Annotated in this window: 22 protein-coding genes and 2 tRNA genes; all 24 read right to left on the bottom strand. The window is 45.7% G+C overall.

From position 1 onward, the window contains the following. Positions 1-80 precede the first annotated feature (80 nt). Positions 81-620 (bottom strand): hypoxanthine phosphoribosyltransferase, encoded by a 540-nt coding sequence (hpt, locus tag HAP68_RS00355; protein ID WP_024084797.1) that lies wholly within the window; start codon positions 618-620, stop codon positions 81-83. After that, complete coding sequence (tilS, locus tag HAP68_RS00350) at positions 617-2,035, bottom strand: tRNA lysidine(34) synthetase TilS (protein ID WP_024084796.1); 1,419 nt, start codon at positions 2,033-2,035, stop codon at positions 617-619. The genes hpt and tilS overlap by 4 nt, the downstream gene beginning before the upstream one ends. 104 nt (positions 2,036-2,139) lie before the next feature. Beyond that, positions 2,140-3,141, bottom strand: a complete 1,002-nt coding sequence (locus HAP68_RS00345) for a protein kinase domain-containing protein (protein ID WP_014304202.1) — start codon at positions 3,139-3,141, stop codon at positions 2,140-2,142. Continuing rightward, entirely contained in the window at positions 3,107-3,844 is a 738-nt protein-coding gene (locus tag HAP68_RS00340) for a vWA domain-containing protein (RefSeq protein WP_004264624.1), read from the bottom strand. The genes HAP68_RS00345 and HAP68_RS00340 overlap by 35 nt, the downstream gene beginning before the upstream one ends. Before the next feature lie 67 nt (positions 3,845-3,911). After that, on the bottom strand, positions 3,912-6,401 hold the full coding sequence (spoIIE, locus tag HAP68_RS00335) for a stage II sporulation protein E (protein ID WP_004264625.1): 2,490 nt from the start codon (positions 6,399-6,401) through the stop codon (positions 3,912-3,914). 209 nt (positions 6,402-6,610) lie between these two features. Next, positions 6,611-6,682, bottom strand: a tRNA-Glu gene (locus tag HAP68_RS00330). A 9-nt stretch (positions 6,683-6,691) separates the two neighbouring features. Continuing rightward, positions 6,692-6,768: transfer RNA gene (locus HAP68_RS00325), tRNA-Met, on the bottom strand. A 157-nt stretch (positions 6,769-6,925) separates the two neighbouring features. Then, the gene (locus HAP68_RS00320) at positions 6,926-7,312 is read right to left on the bottom strand and encodes a S1 domain-containing RNA-binding protein (protein ID WP_004264630.1); all 387 of its coding nucleotides are present in this window, start codon (positions 7,310-7,312) and stop codon (positions 6,926-6,928) included. Positions 7,313-7,392: 80 nt separating this feature from the next. After that, positions 7,393-7,770 carry a cell division protein DivIC gene (divIC, locus tag HAP68_RS00315; protein ID WP_004264632.1) on the bottom strand — a complete coding sequence of 126 codons (378 nt, stop codon included), beginning with the start codon at positions 7,768-7,770 and terminating at the stop codon, positions 7,393-7,395. 17 nt (positions 7,771-7,787) lie between these two features. Next, positions 7,788-8,423, bottom strand: coding sequence for a spore cortex biosynthesis protein YabQ (gene yabQ, locus HAP68_RS00310; RefSeq protein WP_024084795.1), 636 nt, complete (start codon positions 8,421-8,423; stop codon positions 7,788-7,790). Continuing rightward, the gene (yabP, locus tag HAP68_RS00305) at positions 8,420-8,722 is read right to left on the bottom strand and encodes a sporulation protein YabP (RefSeq protein WP_004264638.1); all 303 of its coding nucleotides are present in this window, start codon (positions 8,720-8,722) and stop codon (positions 8,420-8,422) included. The genes yabQ and yabP overlap by 4 nt, the downstream gene beginning before the upstream one ends. A 78-nt stretch (positions 8,723-8,800) precedes the next feature. Continuing rightward, on the bottom strand, positions 8,801-9,061 hold the full coding sequence (locus tag HAP68_RS00300; protein WP_004264639.1) for an RNA-binding S4 domain-containing protein: 261 nt from the start codon (positions 9,059-9,061) through the stop codon (positions 8,801-8,803). Position 9,062: 1 nt separating this feature from the next. After that, positions 9,063-10,538, bottom strand: a complete 1,476-nt coding sequence (gene yabN, locus HAP68_RS00295; protein ID WP_014304199.1) for a bifunctional methyltransferase/pyrophosphohydrolase YabN — start codon at positions 10,536-10,538, stop codon at positions 9,063-9,065. Then, positions 10,528-12,108 carry a putative polysaccharide biosynthesis protein gene (locus HAP68_RS00290; protein ID WP_024084794.1) on the bottom strand — a complete coding sequence of 527 codons (1,581 nt, stop codon included), beginning with the start codon at positions 12,106-12,108 and terminating at the stop codon, positions 10,528-10,530. Before HAP68_RS00290 ends, yabN begins: the two co-directional genes overlap by 11 nt. Before the next feature lie 168 nt (positions 12,109-12,276). After that, positions 12,277-12,813: a stage V sporulation protein T gene (gene spoVT, locus HAP68_RS00285; protein ID WP_004264646.1), complete on the bottom strand. Its 537-nt coding sequence runs from the start codon at positions 12,811-12,813 to the stop codon at positions 12,277-12,279. Positions 12,814-12,949: 136 nt separating this feature from the next. Further along, on the bottom strand, positions 12,950-16,483 hold the full coding sequence (gene mfd / locus HAP68_RS00280; RefSeq protein WP_024084793.1) for a transcription-repair coupling factor: 3,534 nt from the start codon (positions 16,481-16,483) through the stop codon (positions 12,950-12,952). 69 nt (positions 16,484-16,552) lie between these two features. Then, the gene (fin, locus tag HAP68_RS00275) at positions 16,553-16,783 is read right to left on the bottom strand and encodes an anti-sigma-F factor Fin (protein ID WP_004264650.1); all 231 of its coding nucleotides are present in this window, start codon (positions 16,781-16,783) and stop codon (positions 16,553-16,555) included. A gap of 61 nt (positions 16,784-16,844) precedes the next feature. Beyond that, a complete protein-coding gene (gene pth / locus HAP68_RS00270) occupies positions 16,845-17,411 on the bottom strand; it encodes an aminoacyl-tRNA hydrolase (RefSeq protein ID WP_024084792.1) in 567 nt (188 codons plus the stop codon). Positions 17,412-17,495: 84 nt separating this feature from the next. Then, positions 17,496-18,104, bottom strand: a complete 609-nt coding sequence (locus tag HAP68_RS00265; RefSeq protein ID WP_004264654.1) for a 50S ribosomal protein L25/general stress protein Ctc — start codon at positions 18,102-18,104, stop codon at positions 17,496-17,498. Positions 18,105-18,188: 84 nt separating this feature from the next. After that, positions 18,189-19,142 (bottom strand): ribose-phosphate diphosphokinase, encoded by a 954-nt coding sequence (locus tag HAP68_RS00260; RefSeq protein WP_004264656.1) that lies wholly within the window; start codon positions 19,140-19,142, stop codon positions 18,189-18,191. A gap of 21 nt (positions 19,143-19,163) precedes the next feature. Continuing rightward, positions 19,164-20,534: a bifunctional UDP-N-acetylglucosamine diphosphorylase/glucosamine-1-phosphate N-acetyltransferase GlmU gene (gene glmU / locus HAP68_RS00255; RefSeq protein WP_004264658.1), complete on the bottom strand. Its 1,371-nt coding sequence runs from the start codon at positions 20,532-20,534 to the stop codon at positions 19,164-19,166. A gap of 191 nt (positions 20,535-20,725) precedes the next feature. Continuing rightward, on the bottom strand, positions 20,726-21,019 hold the full coding sequence (spoVG, locus tag HAP68_RS00250) for a septation regulator SpoVG (protein WP_004264660.1): 294 nt from the start codon (positions 21,017-21,019) through the stop codon (positions 20,726-20,728). Between the two features lie 195 nt (positions 21,020-21,214). Continuing rightward, on the bottom strand, positions 21,215-21,595 hold the full coding sequence (gene ridA / locus HAP68_RS00245; RefSeq protein WP_004264663.1) for a 2-iminobutanoate/2-iminopropanoate deaminase: 381 nt from the start codon (positions 21,593-21,595) through the stop codon (positions 21,215-21,217). Further along, positions 21,592-22,449 (bottom strand): pur operon repressor, encoded by an 858-nt coding sequence (gene purR, locus HAP68_RS00240; protein ID WP_004264666.1) that lies wholly within the window; start codon positions 22,447-22,449, stop codon positions 21,592-21,594. The genes ridA and purR overlap by 4 nt, the downstream gene beginning before the upstream one ends. Between the last annotated feature and the right edge of the window lie 3 nt (positions 22,450-22,452).

Below are 22,452 nucleotides of genomic sequence, written 5' to 3'. Positions count from 1 at the left end.
AGTAAGCACAACTATGTTCAATAGTACCATAGAAAATCATTCCAATACAACCGATAACCATCTCGGAAGCAGGCAGCCGATCAGCTTTCATAAATCGCCGGTTTTAATACTCCGATGTAAGGCAGATTGCGATAGCGCTCGGCATAATCAAGTCCGTAACCCACAACAAACGCGTCAGGAACTTCAAAGCCTACGAAGTCTGCTTTAATGTCCGCTTTTCTTCCGCTTGGTTTATCCAACAGGGTAACAATCTTAATTGATTTCGCTTTACGATATCGGAAGAGTTCTACGAGATAGCTCAAGGTTAACCCACTGTCGATAATATCTTCAATGATTAAGATGTCCCGGCCTTCTACAGATGTATCCAAATCTTTGATGATTTTGACTTCTCCGGAAGAAACCGTGGAATTTCCGTAGCTTGATACATCCATGAAGTCCATTTCCAAATATGTATCAATATGCTTTATAAGATCAGCCATAAAAGGAAGCGCTCCCTTTAACACACCGATTGCCAACGGAAACGTGTCGCTGTACTCGCTTGTTAATTGTTCTCCAAGCTTTTTTACTTTCTGCTGGATCTCATCTTCTGAGATCAGCACTTTTTCGATATCCTGTTTCATGTTAATGCTTGCCCCCTACACTTTTCATGCTGTCTATATTGTAATACAATGCGGTCACTGTTTGAAATCACAAGATCGTCAAAGATGGATTTTTTCAAGCCAGGCAGCCAGATAATTTCACCGCTCGCATCCGTTACAATCGGCCATTCGTCCCGATCCCGCAGAGGCAGTTTATGATCAATAAATATATCTTTTACCTTTTTCGAGCCATTCATCCCTTTAAGTTTAATCCGGTCGCCGATTTTTCTCGTCCGGATTGTTAAAGGAAATTGCACCTTATTTCTGCTTGTCATAAAAACAGCATTCCCATTTTTGATATGAGGGTCAGCCTGATCGGCCACCTCTATCATAAAGCCGTTGGGGAGAACAGCAGTCTCGCCTTCCGCTCCTTGCAGCTGCAGCTCAAAGGGAACCTTTTCACATTGCCATTGTTCAAATGTAAACAAACATGTCTGATATGATTTGACCACCTTCAGCCCTTTCGGAAAATCAAGCACTCCCGAGGCGCTTCCATTTTCCGCCCATTCCAGAAACTGCTGTATGTGGCGGGCGGAAAACGACGATGGAACGTTTTCATAAAGATAGTTTAATATTAGTTGAACTCCTCTTCTTTGTAAAGGTATCGGAAGGGCAAGCAATTGAGAGGAATCGACTTCAACCGATGTGTCAGACTTGCTTGTAATAACCTTATTCATTCGTTCTTTCGTTAATGACTGCAAGTATTGTTCGTCTTCTGTCAGTGCTTCACTCACCTTTTGAAACATTTTATGAACGTCAGGTGATTCTTGTTTTAAAAAAGGAAGCACGGTCTTTCTGAATCTGTTTCTTGTATAATCGTCTTTTGCATTGCTCTCATCCGTTCTGTAGCTGAGCCCTTCTTGACGGCAGTATTCTAGGATTTCATCCTTTTCCGCATAGAGGAAAGGCCTGATCAGCCAGCCGGATGCAAATTCGCGGACGGGCTGCATTCCCGCGAGCCCTGCGCCGAGCGTACCTTTCGCAAGCCTCATGAGCATTGTCTCAACCTGGTCATCGCCGTGATGAGCCAGCGCCAAAAACTTCGCTTGGTGTTTTGTCATCAGATCTTCGAAAAACTGATATCTGCAATCACGCGCGGCAGCCTGCTTGTTCAGCTTATTCTTCTTTGCGTATGCAGAAACATCAATCTGTACCGTTTCGCAGAGGATGTGTTCCGCTTCGCAATATGACTGCACAAACTTCATATCTTCTTCAGATTCAGGACCCCTGAACTGATGGTCGACATGCGCCGCTATGATAACGGAAGAATGCCCGAAGTGCTTATTCAGCATACTGAGAAGCGCCATTGAATCAGGGCCTCCGGAGACCCCGGCAATAATCGTTTCTCCCTCCGCCTGAAGATGATATGTTTTGAAAAAATCTTCCACGCTTTTCACAATGTCCCCCTCACAATGAGCAGGTTTTTTAAAGATATACATATCCTATCACTTTCATTCCCTCCAAGCAAAGAAGAAGCATGAGCGCAGGCGTCCGGCCGGCATTAGATGAGAAAAAAGACGATGTAAGCGAAATAAAGGGCGAGAACGCTGATTAAAATAAGTGTTGTTTCAAACAAACCATTATGCTTTGCGGGTTTTTGTTTAGGTTTATACCGCGTTTGAGATACAGTGCCCTGCCGCGGTTTTGATTGCGGCGGCTTAGGCTTGGCGGCGGCTTTCCTTTTACTCCCGGCGCTCTGCCCCGCCGTCAGGATGTCATGCTTCATGGCTTCCGCAGACGGATATTGGCCGTTTAAAGCAGAAAACAGAACCTTCTTATACTTGTTCAGAAACGGGTGGCCTTCAATGATAGAACGAAGCTGTTCTTTCGGCTGTCCTGACTTTTTGCACTCTTTCTTCTGGACACAGTGAATCATGATCATTGCGACAGCAAACAGGTCATAGGATGGTTCTGCTTTTCTTGTTCCATACCCCCAATAGCCCCTGTCGTAAAACTCCGTATACTCTTTAATCGCGCGGCCTTGTTTTGTCGTTCCCCCTACATCAATGCAGCGGATGGCAGCCGGCGGTCCGGTTACAATAAGATTTTCCGGTTTGAGGTCGCCAAAAACCCATCCCTGCTGATGAAGGACTGACAGGCTGGAAAGAAGCTGCACCATCAGCACCGGAATCCACTCCGCTCCCTTACTGCTGATATATTGCGGAAGAAGCGGCCCTTCTATGTACTCCATCACGTAAAAAGAGACATTTTTATTCAGCTGCGGAATAAACGCATCGTCCGCATCAAAAAAAGAAGGCCCCATCGTTTGCGACCGGGCCTTTGAAAAGGATTTTAAGACATTCACTTCAGAGGTAACAGACATGCTGTCGCTGCTTATTTTCAAAGCGACCTGTCCGCCTGATGCTTCTGCCAGATATACAATACCGTTAGCCCCTTTTCCAAGCTGTTTGAGCAATCTGTAGGATTTGCCGTTCCATTTGCCCTGAATTGCCGTCCCCGGTGCCAAACTACATGCCAAACTCGTTAAAGCGTCGTTCATCATCTGCCAACATGCTCCTTCTTGAGCGGATTCTCTCAAACTGCTGCGTCGCTTCCCTGATAGCGGGGCCCGTAGGGGTGATACCGCCGGTCGACAGCTTCGCAAAGAGCGCAGAAAGGGATTCAAGCTTCGGCGTCCAATTCAGCACAAGCTCAACTTCCTGGCTTTTCCCGGGAAATATACACATGGCAAATTCATTTTGTCCGGCCCGGGAATTTAAACTGATGGAAAGATCAATCAGCGCTTCTTTCACCGTCGGCAGTTTCGGCGCCATACTCGCACTCGTATCAACCAGCACAAGCACCTGCAGATGAACTGTTTCTCCGAGTTCATCAACCACTTCCATCACTTCGCCGCGTTTTTCCGGAGAAAGCTCTTCCATTTCAACGTTTTTCCCTAAGATTTGTTTAAGCTCTTGATTGACGACACCTTGCAGCGTCTGGGTCATTGCTTTTTTCGTCACCATTTGAACCGTCTGAGACAATTGTGACGCATATACAACTTGATGGACGCCGCCACCGGCCATGGCGATGCCTTCAACTTCCTTCATTGCCTCTTGGTCAATCGCGTTTTCTTCCATAATCCCTATAACATTCACCGTAATCCCCTGCTCCTTGGCGAAAGCCGCCATTGCAATCGGGTCTTCACCATGATTGGAGCAGCCATCTGTAATCAGCAGAACTTGATTTAAATGTCCCTTATTCACATACATTCCTCCCGGTGATACGATTAGTCCCATCTTCGCCAGAAGGAAAGTGATTTATACGAAAGGATTAAGAAATCTCCTTTTTATTTTGGAATACCGCCGGCACCGGTATGGAAGCCCATTTCGGCGTGTTGTGATCAATCCGGACAACAACCACCGTCATATCGTCTTCGATTTGGCCGGAACGCGTTCTGATGACCTCTTCCATTAATATATCAGCGATTTCCTGCGGATCTTCGGTTTTCAGCCCTTTCATTTTCCGTTTCATCCACAGGTCATGGTTTTCAACGTGCTTCGGTCCTTCAAAAATACCGTCACTCATCATGACGAGCAGATCTCCCGCTTTTAACTGTTCACTTACAACCTCCACATCAAATTCATTGATGATGCCGATCGGCAGATTGCTGGCCTGCACTTTCATGACTTGATCTCCCCGCTTGATAAAACTCGGCGTTGAACCGACCTTCAAGAATTTGCAGCTTGCATCCTGAAGATCAATGATAGAAAGATCGAGAGTTGAGTAGATTTCGTCTGTCGTCCGTAAAGACAGAATACTGTTGATCGTTTTGATCGCTATTTTTTCATCAATACCTGATTCGAGAATTTTTTCGAGCAGCTTAATCGTTTCGTTGCTCTCATAATGAGCCCTCGCCCCATTGCCCATGCCGTCACTGATTGCGGCCGCATATTTTCTCGCCCCCAGTTCCATCATGCTGTAGCTGTCGCCGGAGACAAGGCCGCCGCCTTTTGCCGCATGAGCCGCGCCTGTCGATACCCGGTACGATTTGGTCGAACCGAACGCAACATGGCTGTAGCCATTCGGATGAGCCGAGTGCTGTTCGCTTTTGACAAGTATCTGCTCCTCAAGAATGTCAGACAGCATCGGGGCGATAATTTTCTCACTCTCGCCGTGTCCTCCGCTGAACGGGATTGTCATTTCGATATCAATATTGCCCTGCTCCAAGCTGTATATCTCGACATGCTGAATCTCGATTCCGAAATGCTGAAGCGCCTCTATCATTTGTTCTTCCTGAATAAAATGCTGCTCCCTCTCCCGTTTTATTTCCCGAGAAAAGTCCGCCATAACCTCAGAAACCCCCAACAGCTGCTCGGCAACAAGCCTCCTGCTGTCCTGAACTTTTCTCTTCAGTGTCAGATGGGCGTGATGGTGGGCAAGTTCGTCCTCAATCAGCTCTTCCACCTGTCTGGATTTGGAACAGTGCTGTTGAAACTCTTTTTTCAATCTGCGGTTTGAGGCATACTGCTTTTCTTCTGTTTCATGCATAACTTGTTTCATTAAGTCATATGTTTTATCAAAGTTTTGAACCCAGCATTTGCTTTTTTTATAGCAGGATTGGCAGGAATGCTCGGTGATTTTGCTTAAAAAGAGATCCACTTCCCCTTCTTCCGCCTGCTCATCGGAAGACGTCTGATGAAAGGTGGCGAAGCTCTCCGACAAGGCATGAAACACATTGGAGAACTGGTCTACTTTCTGGGCGGTGACATCTCTGATTTTCCTCGCGTACTGCTGCTGCTCCTGACTGTGCTCAGCAGTGCCCGGTATGTATCGCGCCACCTTTTTCGTAATCGATTGGGGCGTAATCAAAAACAATACAACAGCAATCAAAGATTCATAAAGAGTGGTCATTAATCCGGCAGACCCTTCACCATATAATGAAATCAGCAGTGAGCCGATCACCAATCCGACTGCGGCGCCGGCTTTCTTTCCTTCTTTCAGCAGCCCGCCAAGAAGCCCGGAAAACGCAAGCAGACTCATTTGATAGAGATTCCCGATATTCGCAAGCCCGAGGATCAGTCCGGTCACAACACCGACCGTACAGCCGATGCTTGCCCCGCCGACAAAGGAAAAACTCAGCACGACATAGCGGGCCAGGATATGCTCAGCCTGCATTCCCTGAAATGAAACACCGGCAAGCCCGGTTAAAACGGATGCGATCAAGATCATAAAACAGATGATTTCTTCTATTTTTAACGATTGCTTCACTTTTTTGATCGTGAAAATCGGCAGGCTTTGTAAAAAGATCAGCGTCAAAATAAAGGCCAGGCCCGCCTCGACAACAGCCATCACATAATCATAGGTGGTAAAAGCGCCGCTTTCAAAATAAACAAATCCGATTCTCGCGGCAGCCATAGAGAAAAACACCACGATCGGCAGCATCTTCACCCGGTCCTGCACGATATATGTACCGATTTTTGAAAATAGAGTGAAGACGGCCAAAGCTGTGAGAATCAATAAAGAGTGTTTCGGCGAAATGGTTAAAGCGCCCGCAAGTAAAGACAGACAAGCATAGAAGGCTTTATCTCTTCTGATCAAAAGCATCGCTCCGAAAAACGGCAGTGCAAACGGAAGAACCTCAGATAATATGAAAGCCCGTCCAAGTAAAAAACCGATCACGACATAAATGAAACCCTTATAGAAAAAAAGTGAATGCGCTTGATGGACTGTAAGCTTTGCCGCCTTTTCAAAAAACGATTGCAGTTTTTCCAGAGCTTGTCCCGCCATCGGCCCGTTCACTCTTCTTTCCGCTTTTTCCATTGCTCTCATCCCCCACCTGTTTTATTCGTTGCTTGTCATTATAAATGAAAGCCCAGATAGGATTTTGTCAAAAGAAGGTAACAATTCCAAAGAACTCTTCGACGCTTTCTCCCTTGTTCCCCTTTCCTTTTGTATTTCCTCCGACATTTCTCAAAAAGTTGTCTAAATATGAAAAAATCGGCTTCTGCAACAGAAGCCGATTCGCTTGATGACCCGTACGGGATTCGAACCCGTGTTACCGCCGTGAAAGGGCGGTGTCTTAACCGCTTGACCAACGGGCCAGATATATATGGTAGCGGCGGAGGGGATCGAACCCCCGACCTCACGGGTATGAACCGTACGCTCTAGCCAGCTGAGCTACACCGCCATATAGGTGCTTATAAGCACAAGTTATATAATACAAAGGTTTCTTCATTCCGTCAACAGAAACTTTAAAGTTTTAATTTTCTGACTACATGCGCGTATACAAAAAAAGCACCCGCTGGGATAGACGGATGCTCCATGTATTTATAGAAAGCAGCAAGTTATCCTCTTCTTGCTCCGCGCCCTCCACGTTTTGATTCCGTGTTTCGTTTTAAAGATGATAAGCGGTCTTCGCTATCTTTAAGAAACTTGTTCATTTTCTGTTCAAAAGATTCTTTCGGACGGAAATCATTTCTAGGTCTGGCTTGCGGACGGTCTTTAGCTTTTTTAATTGATAAACCAATTTTCCCGTCTTTTTCAACGTTGATGACTTTCACTTCAACTTGATCGCCGACTTTTAAATGCTCGTTAATGTCTTTTACATAATTATCGGCTACCTCACTGATATGAACGAGACCGGTTGAGCCTCCAGGCAATTCAACAAATGCTCCGAAATTTGTAATACCTGTTATTTTCCCTTGCAACTTGCTGCCAACTTCAATCGACATAAAAAAAGTGCTCCTCCTTAGGCTTATAAAAAGATCGTTTGTTTAATTATACCTAAATAAAAATTTAAGTGTCAACAAGGCTACTTGCTCTTCTTTTCTACATTAAAGAGAATCTCACCATTTCCTGACATAAACAAGTCTCTTCTGGCAAGCTCTGTGACGTAATCCTCATCCTTTAATTTGGAAATTTCATCTTTTAAATCAGCCTGTTTCGCATTCAATTCTTTTACTTGTTTTTCCAGCTGAGCCTTTTTTTCTTCGTTTGCGCTAAGGGAAGAGGTCTGTGACCACAGAGAACCCGCTAAGACAATAGCCGTCAACAACACAAGGGCGCCGAATACGATCAACCGTCTGAAAAGCCCTTTCCGCCTTCTTTTCATAAGCTGGGATTGCCGTTCAACCTGCTCTTTATAGTCGTTTTGAATTTCAGTTATTGTACGTTCCCTAGATAGATTCAAACCAGACGGTCCTCCTTTCACCTTTTCAAAATACGTATCATGGTCGATCTGATTGTTATGATTAGTTTCTTGCTCTTTTGTAAAAATCCTGCACTTTTTTGAAAATAACGTTTGAAAGTAAGACGCCACTTTTCAGGAAGAAGTTTCAATAAATGTTTCAACAGGAAAAACAGCGGATACAGCAAAAACGCTACGATCTTAAAAAGACACTTCGCAAAAAAGGCACTCACCCGATAGGAGTATAAAGAAATAACCGTGATCAGCCCGATGAGCAGCTTAAAGAGCAGAAGCACCGGACGGAACAGCACGTGCTGAATGAGCTTTTTTGCGAATTGGTAAAGAGACACCGCAAGATGAATGGCAAATTTCAGTATTTTTATATACATTCGTTTAAACAGGCTTTGGTACGTCGCAATACCCAGTAAGACAGCCAAGAAAATGTATACCCTGAGTTCCCCTTCATTCACATTGAGCAGCACATAGAAAAACAGCAGACCTTGTACAATCCAAAAGAGAATGTCATGAATGAATAACAGCCATCTGGCCGTTTTGGCGCGGCTGACAAACAGCCTGTATGTATCAAGCGACGCTCCGAGCCAGGCGCCCATACCGGTCATTGCCAGCATCGTATAAAATTGGGTCGTCAGCGTCATTTAAACAACTTGCTAAAAAACCCTTTAGCTTTATCCCCTTGCTGCTCGTCTAAATATACAAGGTCAAACACCCTGCCTTTTATAGATACAATCCCTTTTTCCACATCAAGGTTTTTCATCTGCAGATTCTCGCCTCTGACGGAAAGCATTCCCATAACCGTTTCCAGCAAAAACTCTTCGTTATCAAAACTTTCCACATGCTTGACGCCCGAAATGTCTAAATGCTTTCTCCCTTTCATCGTTACATCATGCTGTTCCGGAACAGAAGAAGAACCTTTTTGCTCATAATATGAATTCATCTATTCAGCCCCCATATCCTCGATACTTTTAGCATTATTACTGCATTGTATGAGGCGGGAGCCTTGTTTAGAACAAGCCTATTCGCCGAGTTTTTCTTCTTTGACGATTGTATACATGCCCGCGGCTTCTTCTTTTTTCGTTGTTTCTTTCAATTCATTTACCTTCACGGTGACAAGCTTCTGCCCGAAGCGGACCTTCAGTTCATCACCGGCTTTTACGTCTGAGCTGGCTTTCGCCTGATTCCCGTTAACGGTGATTCTCCCTTGATCGGCGACCTCTTTCGCCAATGTGCGTCGCTTAATTAATCTGGATACTTTTAAAAATTTATCAAGTCTCATATCAGAATCTCCTCTCCATTTCTTTTGCTTCATCCCACAATTTGTCCATTTCCTCAAGTGACATTGCGGTCAATTCAAGGCCCTTTGCTGCCGCTTCTTTCTCAATATAAGCAAAGCGTCTGCGGAATTTGTCATTTGTCATGGCGAGCGCTTCCTCAGGCTCAATTTTATAGTATCGGCCGATATTGACCAATGCAAATAAAACATCGCCGAATTCAGCTTTTAAGCTGATTTCATCTGCTGATTCGGCGGAAGCCTCTGCAGAAAATTCCTTCAGCTCTTCATTTACTTTATCCCATATGTCCTGAACGTTATCCCAGTCAAAGCCGGTTTTTGCGGCTTTTTTCTGAAGCTTGGCGGCTTTCGCAAGAGAAGGCAGTGTTTTCGGCACGGCATCCAGCAATGAAGAGGATGTTGTTTGCTTTTCCGCCTTTTTGATTTCTTCCCAGTTGGCGACGACATCATGTTCATCCTGAACCTTAACATCCTTAAACACATGCGGGTGCCGTCTGACCATCTTCGCACTGATGTCTCTGATGACATCATCAATTGAGAAATACCCCTCGTCTTCTCCGATCTGGGCGTGCAGCATAACCTGAAGCATGACGTCCCCGAGTTCTTCTATCATGTGATCCGTGTCCTCTTCGTCAATGGCCTCAAGCAGTTCGTAGCATTCCTCAATCATATATTTCTTTAATGACTGGTGTGTCTGCTTTTGATCCCACGGACAGCCGTTCGGCCCGCGAAGCTCGCGAATAATACTTCGGAATGCAGAAAATTCCTGGTAAAGGAGTTCTTCTTTTTTAATCGGCGGAACATACACGCTTGTTAAGTTATTTATTTCTACATTGCGGTCAAGTTCAAACAAAGGCACCTTGATCATCTTTTCTCCCTTGCTCCCGGCTGCCGTAACGATGACCACTTCATAGTCGTCAGGCAATTTCTCCATGAGCGTCAGCTTCACCTCAGAGGCCGTCATTTGGTCATAAACCTGGCAGATGATCAGGTGATGCCGGAGTTCGAGCTCATCCGGCGTCATTGTTTGCGCATCCGTAAATTGAAACCCTTCAATCGGATCAATTCGCAACGCATTAAAAGTGGCATCCAGAAAGCTTTGCCCTCCGGCAGTATGAACATCTATCTGTTGTTCTTCCCGGCGTTCAAATAACAGCTGAACGGTTTTCTCAGCGACAAACGGATGCCCGGGTACAGCGTAGACGACATCCTCTTGCTTCGCTTTTTCAAACAGAATGTCCGTGATCTCTTCATAGACCGCTTCAAACTGATCATGTTTTTCATAAATATCATCAAAATACCGGATGTCCGCTTCTGTCTCTTGCTCTAATTCCGAAATCAAAGGGTGGTCTTTCGTTCTTATATATAAATGCTTCGCCTGAGTCAGCAGCTTATGTACGCCCACTGTCAACTGATCCATGTCTCCGGCGCCGAGGCCGACGACCGTAATATTACCTGCCATGTTTTTCTCTCCTCTTTTTCAATTTGCTTAAAGCACTGCCGAAAGGAAGACCGCTCAGCTCTTCGTCCGTGAAAATCTTCATTCTTATCATACAATAAATAAACAATAGCCCTCCGATGATTGACGCAGACAGACTCTCACATACAGCTCCGCCCCTGCTGACAGGAACAAATAACTGCCAAAGCTTCATATATACGACCAAAAAGAAGACCATCAGCAGACTGCACCAGCACAGACGGGCAATCACGCCTCCGATATTCGTCAGCCATCCCTTCGACCAAATTCTCCGGAGATTCAGGCACGCAACTGCGGCAAATGCCAAGACGGTCGCCAGTGCCGCTCCTGTAATACCCCAGCCGGGGACCAGCCAAACATTCAGCACCCATTTCAGCGCCCCTCCCGCCAAAACGGATACGGCGGGGAAAACGGTATGTCCCGCTCCTTGCAGAATTGCGGCTGCCGTAAGCGCAATCGAGGCAAAAAAGATAGATAAGCTGAATATTTGTAAGGTCTGCGTCCCCTCACTGTTTTGGAAAAGCATGATATTCACCGGTTCTAAAATGCAAAAAAGCCCGGCTGATGCACCGATCCCTACCGCAAGGCAGAGCTTGACGGCAGATGACGCTTTCTCTTTTATGATAAACGGCTTGTTCTCATGCACCGCTTTTGAAATTGAAGGAACCAAGGACGCGGCGATACTGACGGCAAACACGGTTCCCAGCTGAAGGAGCGGCTGTCCGCGGTCATATATGCCTTTCAGCTGTTTCGCGGCATGGCTCTCCGTCCCGTCTGAAAGCAGTGAATATAAGTTTAAGGCGTCTACAAGCTGAATCAAAAGCATGAGTACACTGCTCATACAGATGGTGACTGAATAAAGCAGCAGCTTTTTTACAATGACGGCCGTTTCGATATGTCCGCCGTCTTTCTTTGTTTCTTCCCGCTTATACCAGAAAACAGCCAATACACAAAGGGCCGCAAAGCTCCCGGCAATTGATCCCGAGGCCGCCCCCGCACCCGCCGCGTATAACGAACGCCCGCTTTTCAAAAGCCAGAAGGATAAACCGAGAAGCACCGCCACCCGAAGAAGCTGTTCCGTAATCTGGGATAAGGCTGACGGCATCATATCATGCACGCCTTGGAAATACCCCCGGAAAACCGCCGTAAACGGAAACAGTATGAAAGCGAACGCCGCGACCCTTATCAGCATCACAAGGCGGGCGTCACCCATAAAACCGGCCAACGGCGCCGCGCCGGCATACATGAGCGCAAACAGAACAAGTCCGGCCGCCGTGACATAAAGGGCGGAAATTTTCATTATTTTTTGTTTATGATCGCTATAATCGTTCATTAATTTTGAGATGATCACCGGAAAACCGGATGTTGACAGCATGACCGCGATCCCTAAAAACGGATACACCTGCTGATAAATGTAAAATCCGACGTCACCGACAATATTCTGAAAAGGAACCCTGTACACGGCGCTTAATATCTTCGTCACGATGCCCGCAACGACGAGCACAAAAGCACCTTTCCATGCCGATTGCCGCTTGGCGCCAACTGAATCGTTCATCCAAAAGCTCCTTCCAGCCGCTAGAAAATTACGTCTATAAAACGAGCTTATTATATCACAATCCTAACGGCCGAACCGATAGAGAGCACATATGAATATGAAAAAGAACAGCACTTGTATAAGAGCTGTTCTTTTCCCGTTTTCTTATTTCAATAATGGTAATAAGACCTACTGCTCCATTTGTCTCGCCAAAAAACTGGCTGCCGTTTCTACCGCTTTATGTTCTACTTCTCCAAGCGCCTGTTCCTTGGAAAAGATGACCACGGCACCGATAGGATCGCCATTTGCCACGATCGGAGCGATTGTATAGGAGCTCATATCTTCATCAATGTCATTCACAAGCTGCGCGGACTTCACGTCGTTTTCTACCACTGAGCTGCGCTGATCCATCGTTTTTTCGAGCAAATCGCTGATGGCTTTATTCAGAAATTCTTTTTTCGAACTGCCCGAAACGGCAATATACGCGTCACGGTCGCAAATCAAGACGGAATGGCCGAGACTGTCATACAATGCATCTGCATATTCTTTCGCAAAATCGCCAAGCTCACTGATAGGAGAATATTTTTTCAATATAACTTCTCCGTCGCGGTCAACGAATATTTCAAGCGGGTCTCCTTCCCTGATTCGCAGTGTTCTCCGAATTTCTTTAGGAATGACGACCCGTCCTAGATCATCAATACGACGTACGATACCTGTAGCTTTCATCTCTCTGGTGCCTCTCTTTCATGTGATGATATTTAAGGGAAAGTACTAAAGCTCTTTACTTTATGTAGCTTCCGCCACTCGCTTGAAATTAGTATCCGTCACATCAAATGTAATATACACCAGAGAGTAACAATTTTTATGAAGACGCGATTGTTTCTTTCTTCACATTCTGAAGGCCTTTCAGCATGCCGAGCACGGTCTCCAGCCACTCTTCCGTTTTGCGGCCTTTCGTCTGTACTGAGATTTTCAGCTTTTTCCCTTCCATTCCCAGTCCGATCTGCCGGCCGTATTTATTGCCGAGTTCGAATAATTTCTGGCCGTCAATCTGTGCGCTGGCCTCTTCAGAAATGGTAAATCTGATCGCGTCTTTATCCTGCTTGATGAGTTCGACGCGTTCATATTTTCCGTATACCTTCATCTCAGCAACCGTAAACAGCCATTCAACTTCTTTAGGATAGCTGCCGAACCTGTCGATGATTTCATCTTGGAGCTCATTTTTCTCCTCAATTGTGGCGATTGACCTGAAGCGTTTATACATGTCGATTTTTTGCTTGCCGTCTTGTATATAGTTTTCAGGAATATACGCGTCAAGCTCGATATCGATTTCTGTCTCAAACTGTTCGCTTTTCGGAATATCGCCTTTCCGCTCTTCAATCGCTTCCTTGAGCATTTGCGAGTACAGGTCAAAACCGACTGAGTCGATAAAGCCGTGCTGCTGGGCGCCGAGAAGGTTCCCCGCTCCCCTGATCGTCAAGTCACGCATGGCGATTTTAAAGCCTGATCCCAGCTCGGTAAATTCTTTAATCGCCTGCAGCCGTTTTTCCGCCACCTCAGTAAGCACTTTGTCTCTGCGGTACGTAAAATAAGCGTAAGCGACGCGGTTGGAACGGCCGACCCGTCCTCTCAGCTGATACAGCTGAGACAGCCCCATTTTGTCTCCGTCGAACACAATCAAGGTATTGACATTTGGTATATCTACGCCTGTCTCAATAATAGTCGTGCTGACAAGGACGTCTGATTCCCCTTCCAGAAAATTGAGCATGACGCTTTCCAATTCATTTTCGGTCATTTTTCCGTGGGCATATGCCACTTTCGCATCGGGAACAAGCATGGAAATTTCATCAGCCTTCCGCTCGATGTCATCCACGCGGTTGTACAGGAAATATACCTGTCCTCCGCGCGCCAGTTCTCTTTCGATAGCTTCTCGTACAAGCGCGCCGTTGTATTCCACGACATATGTCTGAACAGGGAAACGGTTTTCCGGCGGCGTTTCAATAACGGATAAATCCCGCACACCGAGCATGGACATATGAAGCGTACGCGGAATCGGCGTCGCTGTAAGAGTCAGTACATCGACATTGGCTTTGATCTGTTTGATTTTTTCCTTATGCGTTACGCCGAAGCGCTGCTCTTCATCAATGATGAGCAAGCCGAGATCTTTATAGACGACGTCTTTAGATAAGAGCCTGTGGGTTCCGATTACGATGTCTACCGTTCCGTTTTTCAGTCCTTTAATCGTTTCATTGGATTCTTTTCTCGTTCTGAATCGGCTGAGAAGACCGATGTTAATCGGATAGTCCTGAAAACGCTCCGTAATGGTTTCATAATGCTGCTGCGCGAGTATTGTCGTCGGCACAAGAAGCGCGACCTGCTTTCCGTCTGCGATCGCTTTAAAGGCCGCTCGGATGGCTACCTCCGTCTTCCCGTAACCCACATCGCCGCAAAGCAAACGGTCCATCGGGCGTTCTCTTTCCATATCCTTTTTAATCTCCTGAATGGAACGGAGCTGGTCCTCTGTTTCCTGGTAAGGGAAAGCAGATTCGAACTGCCGCTGCATTTCATGATCGGGCGAGAACGCATAGCCTTTGCTTGCTTCCCGTTCCGCATAAAGCTTAATCAGATCATCGGCAATATCCTGAACGGAGTTTTCAACTTTTTTCTTCACCCGTTTCCATTCACTGCCGCCCAGTTTATAAAGCTTCGGTTCTTTTCCTTCAGAGCCGACATACTTCTGCACCTGATCGATTTGTTCTACAGGGACATACAGCTTATCGCTGCCCTGATAATGAATGTTGAGGTAATCTTTATGAATGCCTTTGATTTCCAGTGTTTCGATCCCCAAGTACTTACCGATCCCGTGGTTGACGTGGACGACATAGTCACCGACCTGAAGCTCGGAATAGCTTTTGATCCGTTCGGCATTTGTCAGCTTCTGCTTTCTCGACTTTTTCTTGATTCGGTTTTTGAACAGCTCTTCCTCCGTAATGACGGCCAGCTTCATCAGCGGCAGTTCAAAACCGGATTGCAGCTCGCCTTCCATGACATAGACCTGTCCTTGCACAAGCGCTTTGGAGCTGTCCGTTTTCGCGGCTTCAATTTCGTAATCAGCCAGCACGGATGCCAATCTGTCGGTTCTGTCCTTATTTGCGCCTAAAAAGACGACGGTGAAGTTTGATTTCTTAAAGCGCTCCATTTCACCTGAGAGGACATTCATCTGCCCGTGAAAACTCTGCATCTGCCGGCTTGTCACATTCACGATATTCTGAGGGCTTGTATGCTGGACATGACGCAAAAATAATGAATAATAAATAGCCGGGCGCCGCTTTTCGCTCATAAGCTCCTGAAAGCTGAAGGATAAATGAATGTCATGCAGAATTTTCCCTTCCTCGAGCAGACTTGTCGTAAATTCGGCCTCTTCTTTTTGCAGCTGATCCTCCATTTCATGAATGCGGCTGACCTCGTCTAACAATAACAACGTGTCTGCCGGTGTATAATCTAGCAAACTAGCAGGTTTTTCGTAAAAGTACGAGAGATACTTCACAAGTTCCTGATCAGTCTGTCCCGTTGATAACCGTTCTTTATCATGTGAGATATTGATATGAAGCATTTCCTTTTGTTTGTCCTGCTTCAGCTTTTTCAGACTGTCGGCAAGCCCTTTATCGAGCCTTTCCATTGCCCGGGCTTTTTCTTCCGCCCTGATGATCAATTCCTTCGCCGGTCCGATCGCCACATGTTTGAGCGTCTCGATTGATCTCTGGTCATCAGAATTGAAGCTTCTGATGGAATCGACCTCCGTATCAAACAGTTCAATTCGCACCGGATGCTCCGACGTCAGCGGATAAATGTCGATAATTCCGCCGCGAATACTGAATTCACCGGGTGCAGAAACCATATCGGAACGCTCATACCCCACCTCTACAAGGCGCGCGGACAGCTGATCCGGTTCTATATCGTCTCCGAGTGAAATGACGAGCTGGCTGCTTTTCCACAGCTCCTTCGGCGGAAGCATTCTTCTCACTGCCGCAACGGGCGCCACAACGACCGGCGCTTCTCCGTTTGTTAATCTATTAATGACATCAAGCCGCTGAGCGCGCAGTTCAGGACTCGCTACCGCAATTTCTGAAGAAATCAATTCATTCACGGGGTATAAAAAAACAGATTGATCCCCGAGAAGCGCCGTCAGATCTTCCGTCACTTTTTGGGCCTGATATAAATTATGGGTGATAAAGAAAATCGGCCTTTTCGTTTCCTGTGCAAGGGCGGAGGTAAAAACAGAACGCGCGGAACCTGACAGACCCGCAAGCAGCTGTTCCTTCAGCCCCTCATGTAAACCGTTGACAATGGATTTAAAATCATCGCTTTCTTTAATAAAGGTTTGAATGTTGTCCATATGGGCCCTCCTCTCTATTTTCTGCAAGAACAGAAAAACGCTTTGGTCTAGAATCTACACCAAAGCTTCTTATTGAATAAATGTGTTGTGTTCATGGTAGTGCGGATTGCGTTCCAGCGCCTCTTGGCAGTCTTCACAAATTGTAAGAACATGGACATCTCCATTGTCTTTATATGAAATCATATCGTTTCTTTCCTCATTTGTTAAGTGCTGAAATCCAAGTGACTGTGTCGGCACCGTTGAATATTCCAGGCTCCCTACCTTAAAGCCGCAGTGGCGGCAGAAATAATGCAAAGCCATACGTTGGACCTCCTGATGTGAAAAAATCATTTTTCCCTAGTATGGTCTCCCATTATTTATCTTATACATTTGCATTAAATTCGTTCATGACTTCTAAAAATGGTTTCGTTAAGGAAGCTTCGCAGGCTTTTACGGTTTTTGAGACGGCATCATTGATATGCGGCGCTTCTTCCTTCGTAAAAGCTCCCAGTACATAGTCAACGACTTTCATTCCGTTAACGGGGCGGCCGATTCCGATTCTGACCCGGTCAAATTCAGGGGTTCCGAGATGCTGTATAAGCGATTTAATTCCGTTATGTCCCCCTGCGCTCCCCTTCGTCCGAAGCCTGATTTTTCCCGTCGGAAGATCAAGGTCATCGTATATGACTTTCAGATCTTCATGATCGGCATCATAATAATCCAGCAGCGGCCGCAAACATTCTCCTGATAAATTCATATATGTAAGCGGTTTAACAAGTAGAACTTTTTTTCCGGAAACAAACCCCATTCCGTAAAGTCCGTTGAATTTCGTTTTATTCAGTTCAATATTCCATTCTTTGGAAAGCTCGTCAATGGCCCTAAAGCCGACATTATGTCTCGTGTTCTCATAGGTTTTTCCCGGGTTACCGAGACCGGCAATCACAAGCATCGTAAATCCTCCCTCAACATCGCTGTAATTCTTCTCATTCTAGCACAAAAGACGTAACCTCGGGCGGGTTACGTCTTAAAGCGCTTATTGATTTTCTCCTTCGGGCTCTTCCTCAGGAGACGGTTCTGCATCTTCTTCGAATGCTTCCTGCTTAGGAGGAAGGATGGAAGCCACGACTTCTTCCGGGTCGTTTGTAAATGTATAATTGCCGTCAGCAGTCAGATCTGCGATGGTCAGCACATCATTCATTTCAAGCCCGGAAATATCAACATTAATTGTCTGAGGGATGTCCTTCGGCTTAGCCTTGATCGAAAGCTCATGCAGCGGCTGCTGGATAACGCCTCCGTCTTTGACTCCTTTCGCCTCTCCCGTCAGCTGAATCGGCACCTCGGCCTCGAGCTCCTCACTCATATTCACGACTTGAAAATCGGCGTGCGTCAATTCGTTTTTGAGCGGGTCTGTCTGAAGATCAGTCACCATAACCGATTGCTGATTTCCGTTGACATCAATTGTGATAATCGTGTTTTTTCCTTCGTCCCGCAATGTTTTAAGCAATTCAACACTGTCTAAAGAGACAGGCGTATTCGTTATTTCTTTACCGTATATAATCCCTGGAACATGTCCTGAATGACGGATTTTCCGAAGCGTCGAACGTTTAAAATCTGTTCTTTCATTTGCTTTTAAAGTTGCCATATTCAGCACCATCCTAATTATCGTTTTATCGTCCTATTAGAACAATACCCACAATAACTGGGATTTAAACCTTAAAGTTTCGGTTTAGCTGAATAAATAGCTGACAGATTGTTTCTCGTGAACGCGGATAATCGCTTCAGCCAGAAGCGGTCCGACAGAAAGCTGCTTAAAGCGGTCGATTTTTTTCTCATCAGGAAGCTTAATGCTGTTCGTTACGACAAGCTCCTTGATTTTAGAGTTATTGATCCGCTCAACGGCAGGGCCTGACAATACAGGGTGCGTACAGCATGCATACACTTCTGCAGCTCCGTTTTCAACCAGCGCGTTAGCGGCAAGTGTGATTGTGCCGGCCGTATCAATAATATCATCGATCAGAATCGCTGTTTTTCCTTCCACGTTACCGACGATGTTCATCACTTCTACCTCATTCGGTCTAGGACGGCGTTTGTCGATAATCGCGATCGGCGCTTTCAGACGGTCCGCAAGTTTGCGGGCGCGCGTCACACCGCCGTGGTCAGGAGAAACAATAACGATATCTTTCAAGTCTTTACCTTCAAAGTAATGGCCTAAAATCGGAACACCCATTAAGTGGTCAATCGGAATGTCAAAGAAACCTTGAATTTGCGGCGCGTGTAAATCAAGCGCAATCACGCGTGTCGCACCCGCTGTTTCAAGCAGGTTTGCAAAAAGTTTTGCCGTAATCGGTTCACGTGATCTTGCTTTTCTGTCCTGGCGCGCATAACCGTAGTACGGAATCACAATGTTGATTGTTTTCGCGGAAGCGCGCTTTAGAGCGTCAACCATAATCAGCAATTCCATAATGTGCTCATTAACCGGCGCACTTGTAGACTGAATGATATAGCAATCACAGCCGCGAATACTTTCTTCTATGTTGATCTGGACCTCTCCGTCACTGAATCTTGTAACAGAGCACTTTCCTAATTGAACCCCTACATTATCCGCGATTTCTTTTGCAAGTTCTGGATTTGAATTCAAAGAAAAAATCTTTAAATTCTTATCTCCGTATTCGTTAGACATGGTAAACCTCCGATTTTAGGATTATTTTTTATGAATATTTTTCACATAATCTTCTTTATTTACTTGTCTTGCTCTGGCAATGGCAAGCGCTTCGCCCGGCACATCTTCAGTTACGGTTGAACCCGCAGCGACATACGCGCCTTCTCCCACTGTGACAGGAGCGACCAGATTGGAGTTGCAGCCTATAAAAGCGCCGTCTTCAATCTTGGTTAAATATTTTTTCTTCCCATCATAATTGACCGTGATGGAGCCGCAGCCCAGATTCACATCCGTGCCCACTTCGGCATCACCGATATAGCTTAAATGAGATGCTTTGCTTCGGTCGCCGAATTGTGTTTTCTTGATTTCAACAAAGTTTCCGATCTTCACTTCATTGCCGATTGCGGAATCGGGTCTGATGTGAGCAAAAGGACCGATATTTACATCATTCCCAACTTTGCTGCGGTTGACAACGGATTGTTTAATCACAGTGCGGCTGCCGATTGAACTGTCCTCTATCTCAGTGTGAGGGCCGATGACACATTCATCGCCGATTTCAGCTTGTCCCTTTAACACAGTTCCGGGATAAATAACTGTATCTTGTCCGATACGTGCGTCAGGTGAGATGTACGTATTCATCGGATCGATTAAAGTGACTCCGTTCTGCATATGCCGTTTGTTAATACGCTCTTTCATATACATTTCAGCCTGAGAAAGAGCGACTCTATCATTCACTCCGAGCGTCTCTTGGAAGTTACCAGTCTGGTAAGCGGCAACAGTTTCGCCTTCGTCTTTGAGGATTTCGATCACATCCGGCAGATAATACTCGCCTTGGGCATTTTCATTCGAAACCTGTTCGATGACACGAAAAAGAGCCTCGTTATCAAAACAGTACGTTCCCGTGTTGATTTCTTTCACAAGACGTTCTTGCTCCGAAGCATCCTTGTGCTCCACGATTTTTTGAACGGCGCCGTCTTCACTGCGGATGATTCTTCCGTATCCGGCGGGATCGTCGGCAACGGCCGTTAACACCGTGGCTTTTGCACCTTTGTCTGTATGTTCATTCAGCATGGCTTCCATCGTCTCCGCCGTCAGAAGCGGTGTATCGCCGCAAATAACGATCGTGACACCCTTTTCTCCGTGAAGAAATGGTTTTGCCTGCTTGACCGCATGAGCCGTACCGAGCTGTTCTGCTTGGAGAGCGTAATCGCTTTTCTGTCCGAGCTGCTTCTTCACATCTTCGGCGCCGTGTCCTACGATGGTGACAAGCTTCGCTAAAGATAATTTCAGAGCTTCGTCTGCGACGTGCTCTACCATAGGCTTTCCGCATACCGGATGAAGGACCTTATAGAGCTTCGATTTCATTCTCGTTCCTTTTCCGGCAGCTAAAATCACTGCAAACCGCTTATCCATTTAATGGCCTCCAATATCCCTTTTATCCATAGAAAAATATATCCTAAATAGCTGTTGATTTCAAGAAGACATCAAAAAGTGCAAGAATTTTCTATGTAATCGCTTTATTACTGAAAAATCAGATTTAAAAAAGGACTGCCGGAAAAGGCCTTGTGTCAGCCTTTATCAGCAGTCCTTACATTTTGTTATGTTTAAGAAGCCCCGGCTTCTTCATATTCTAATGCTTCAGAATCACCCAAACGATGATACTCATTTAAAACAGCATCCTGGATCTTGCCCCGCGTGCTGGAATTAATAGGATGAGCAATATCGCGGAATTCTCCATCAGGGGTGCGTTTACTCGGCATCGCAACGAAAAGACCATTGTTTCCATCAATCACACGAATATCATGTACGACAAATTCGTGATCCAGCGTGATGGATGCAATCGCTCTCATGCGACCATCGGTATTCACGCGGCGTAATCTTACGTCAGTAACTTCCACAGTAGTTCACCACCTTTTCCCTATATAAAAGCATTAGTCTAACAATTCCACGATTCTTTTTAAATTCCTGCACGTTTCAAAAAGTTTTTTTGAAAATATAGGATATACATACACAATTAGGTGATAAACCATATTTGGGGATCATATACTGCATAAAAAAAGTGATCCCGGAGACCGGAACCACTTTTCTGAGATTTAAGATTTTACCAGCGCAATGACTTCAATTTCCACGAGAGCGTCTTTCGGCAGTCTCGCCACTTCCACACAAGACCTTGCCGGCTTATGTACATCAAAGTATTGTCCGTACACTTCATTCACTTCCGCAAACTGCTCCATATCAGCAATAAATACCGTTGCTTTGACAACCGTCTCGAGAGAAGCCCCCGCTTCTTTCAGCACAGCTTTTAAATTGCTGAACACCTGATGCGTTTGTTCTGTGATATCACCGTTTACCATTTCTCCTTCAGCAGTAAGAGGAATCTGGCCTGAGCTGTAAAACATGTTGTTTACGATGATTCCCTGTGAATATGGCCCGATCGCTGCCGGCGCGTGTTTCGTATGGATTGCTTTAGTCATTTTTCTGTCTCTCCATTCTTTAAATGCTGTTCTTTAAAAAATCGCAGAAAATTGCCGTTTTGAATCTCAATCGTTTTGTCTTTCATATTGATGGTTGAAAGCGTGAGCAGTGACATATATTCATCGACAAGCCGTTCATTCACTCCCTCGGCTTCAACCAAGACGCCTATCCCCGCGACGTTTGCATTAAACTCATCAAGCAGGCTGATCATGCCGTTAATGGTGCCGCCGGCTTTCATAAAGTCGTCAATAATCAAAACGTTCGAACCCGTAGCCAAACTTCTTTTCGCAAGCGACATTGTTTGAATGCGGTTAGACGACCCTGATACATAATTGATGCTCACCGTGGAGCCTTCAGTCACTTTATTGTCCTTTCGCACGATGACAACCGGAACGTTCAGATAACTGGCCGCTGCGTAAGCAAGAGGGATTCCTTTTGTCGCAACGGTCATCACCACATCAATCTCCCGCTCCGCAAAAACGGAAGCAAAAAGCCTGCCTACATGAGAGAGGACAGATGGTTTTCCTAAGATATCCGTTAAATATACATAACCGCCCGGAAGGATACGCTCAGGATTTACTAAAGACTGTCCCAGCTCCTGTATAAACGCTTCTGCTTCAGCCTGTTTCACTTTCGGAATGTATTTGACGCCTCCGGCAGCTCCCGGCACTGTAAGCAGCGTCCCAATGCCTTGCTGTTCAAAGGTCTGTTTAATAATCGTTAAATCTTCACTGATTGATGACTTTGCTGATTGATACCGTTCTGAGAAAAACGTTAACGGTATTAATTCATGCGGATGGGTTAACAAATAATTTGTTAAGTCCACCAATCTGCCGCTGCGACGAAACTTCATGAA

Source organism: Bacillus sp. Bvel1, assembly GCF_014872755.1.
Lineage (GTDB): Bacteria > Bacillota > Bacilli > Bacillales > Bacillaceae > Bacillus > Bacillus velezensis.
This window is presented reverse-complemented; position numbering and strand designations above follow the sequence as displayed.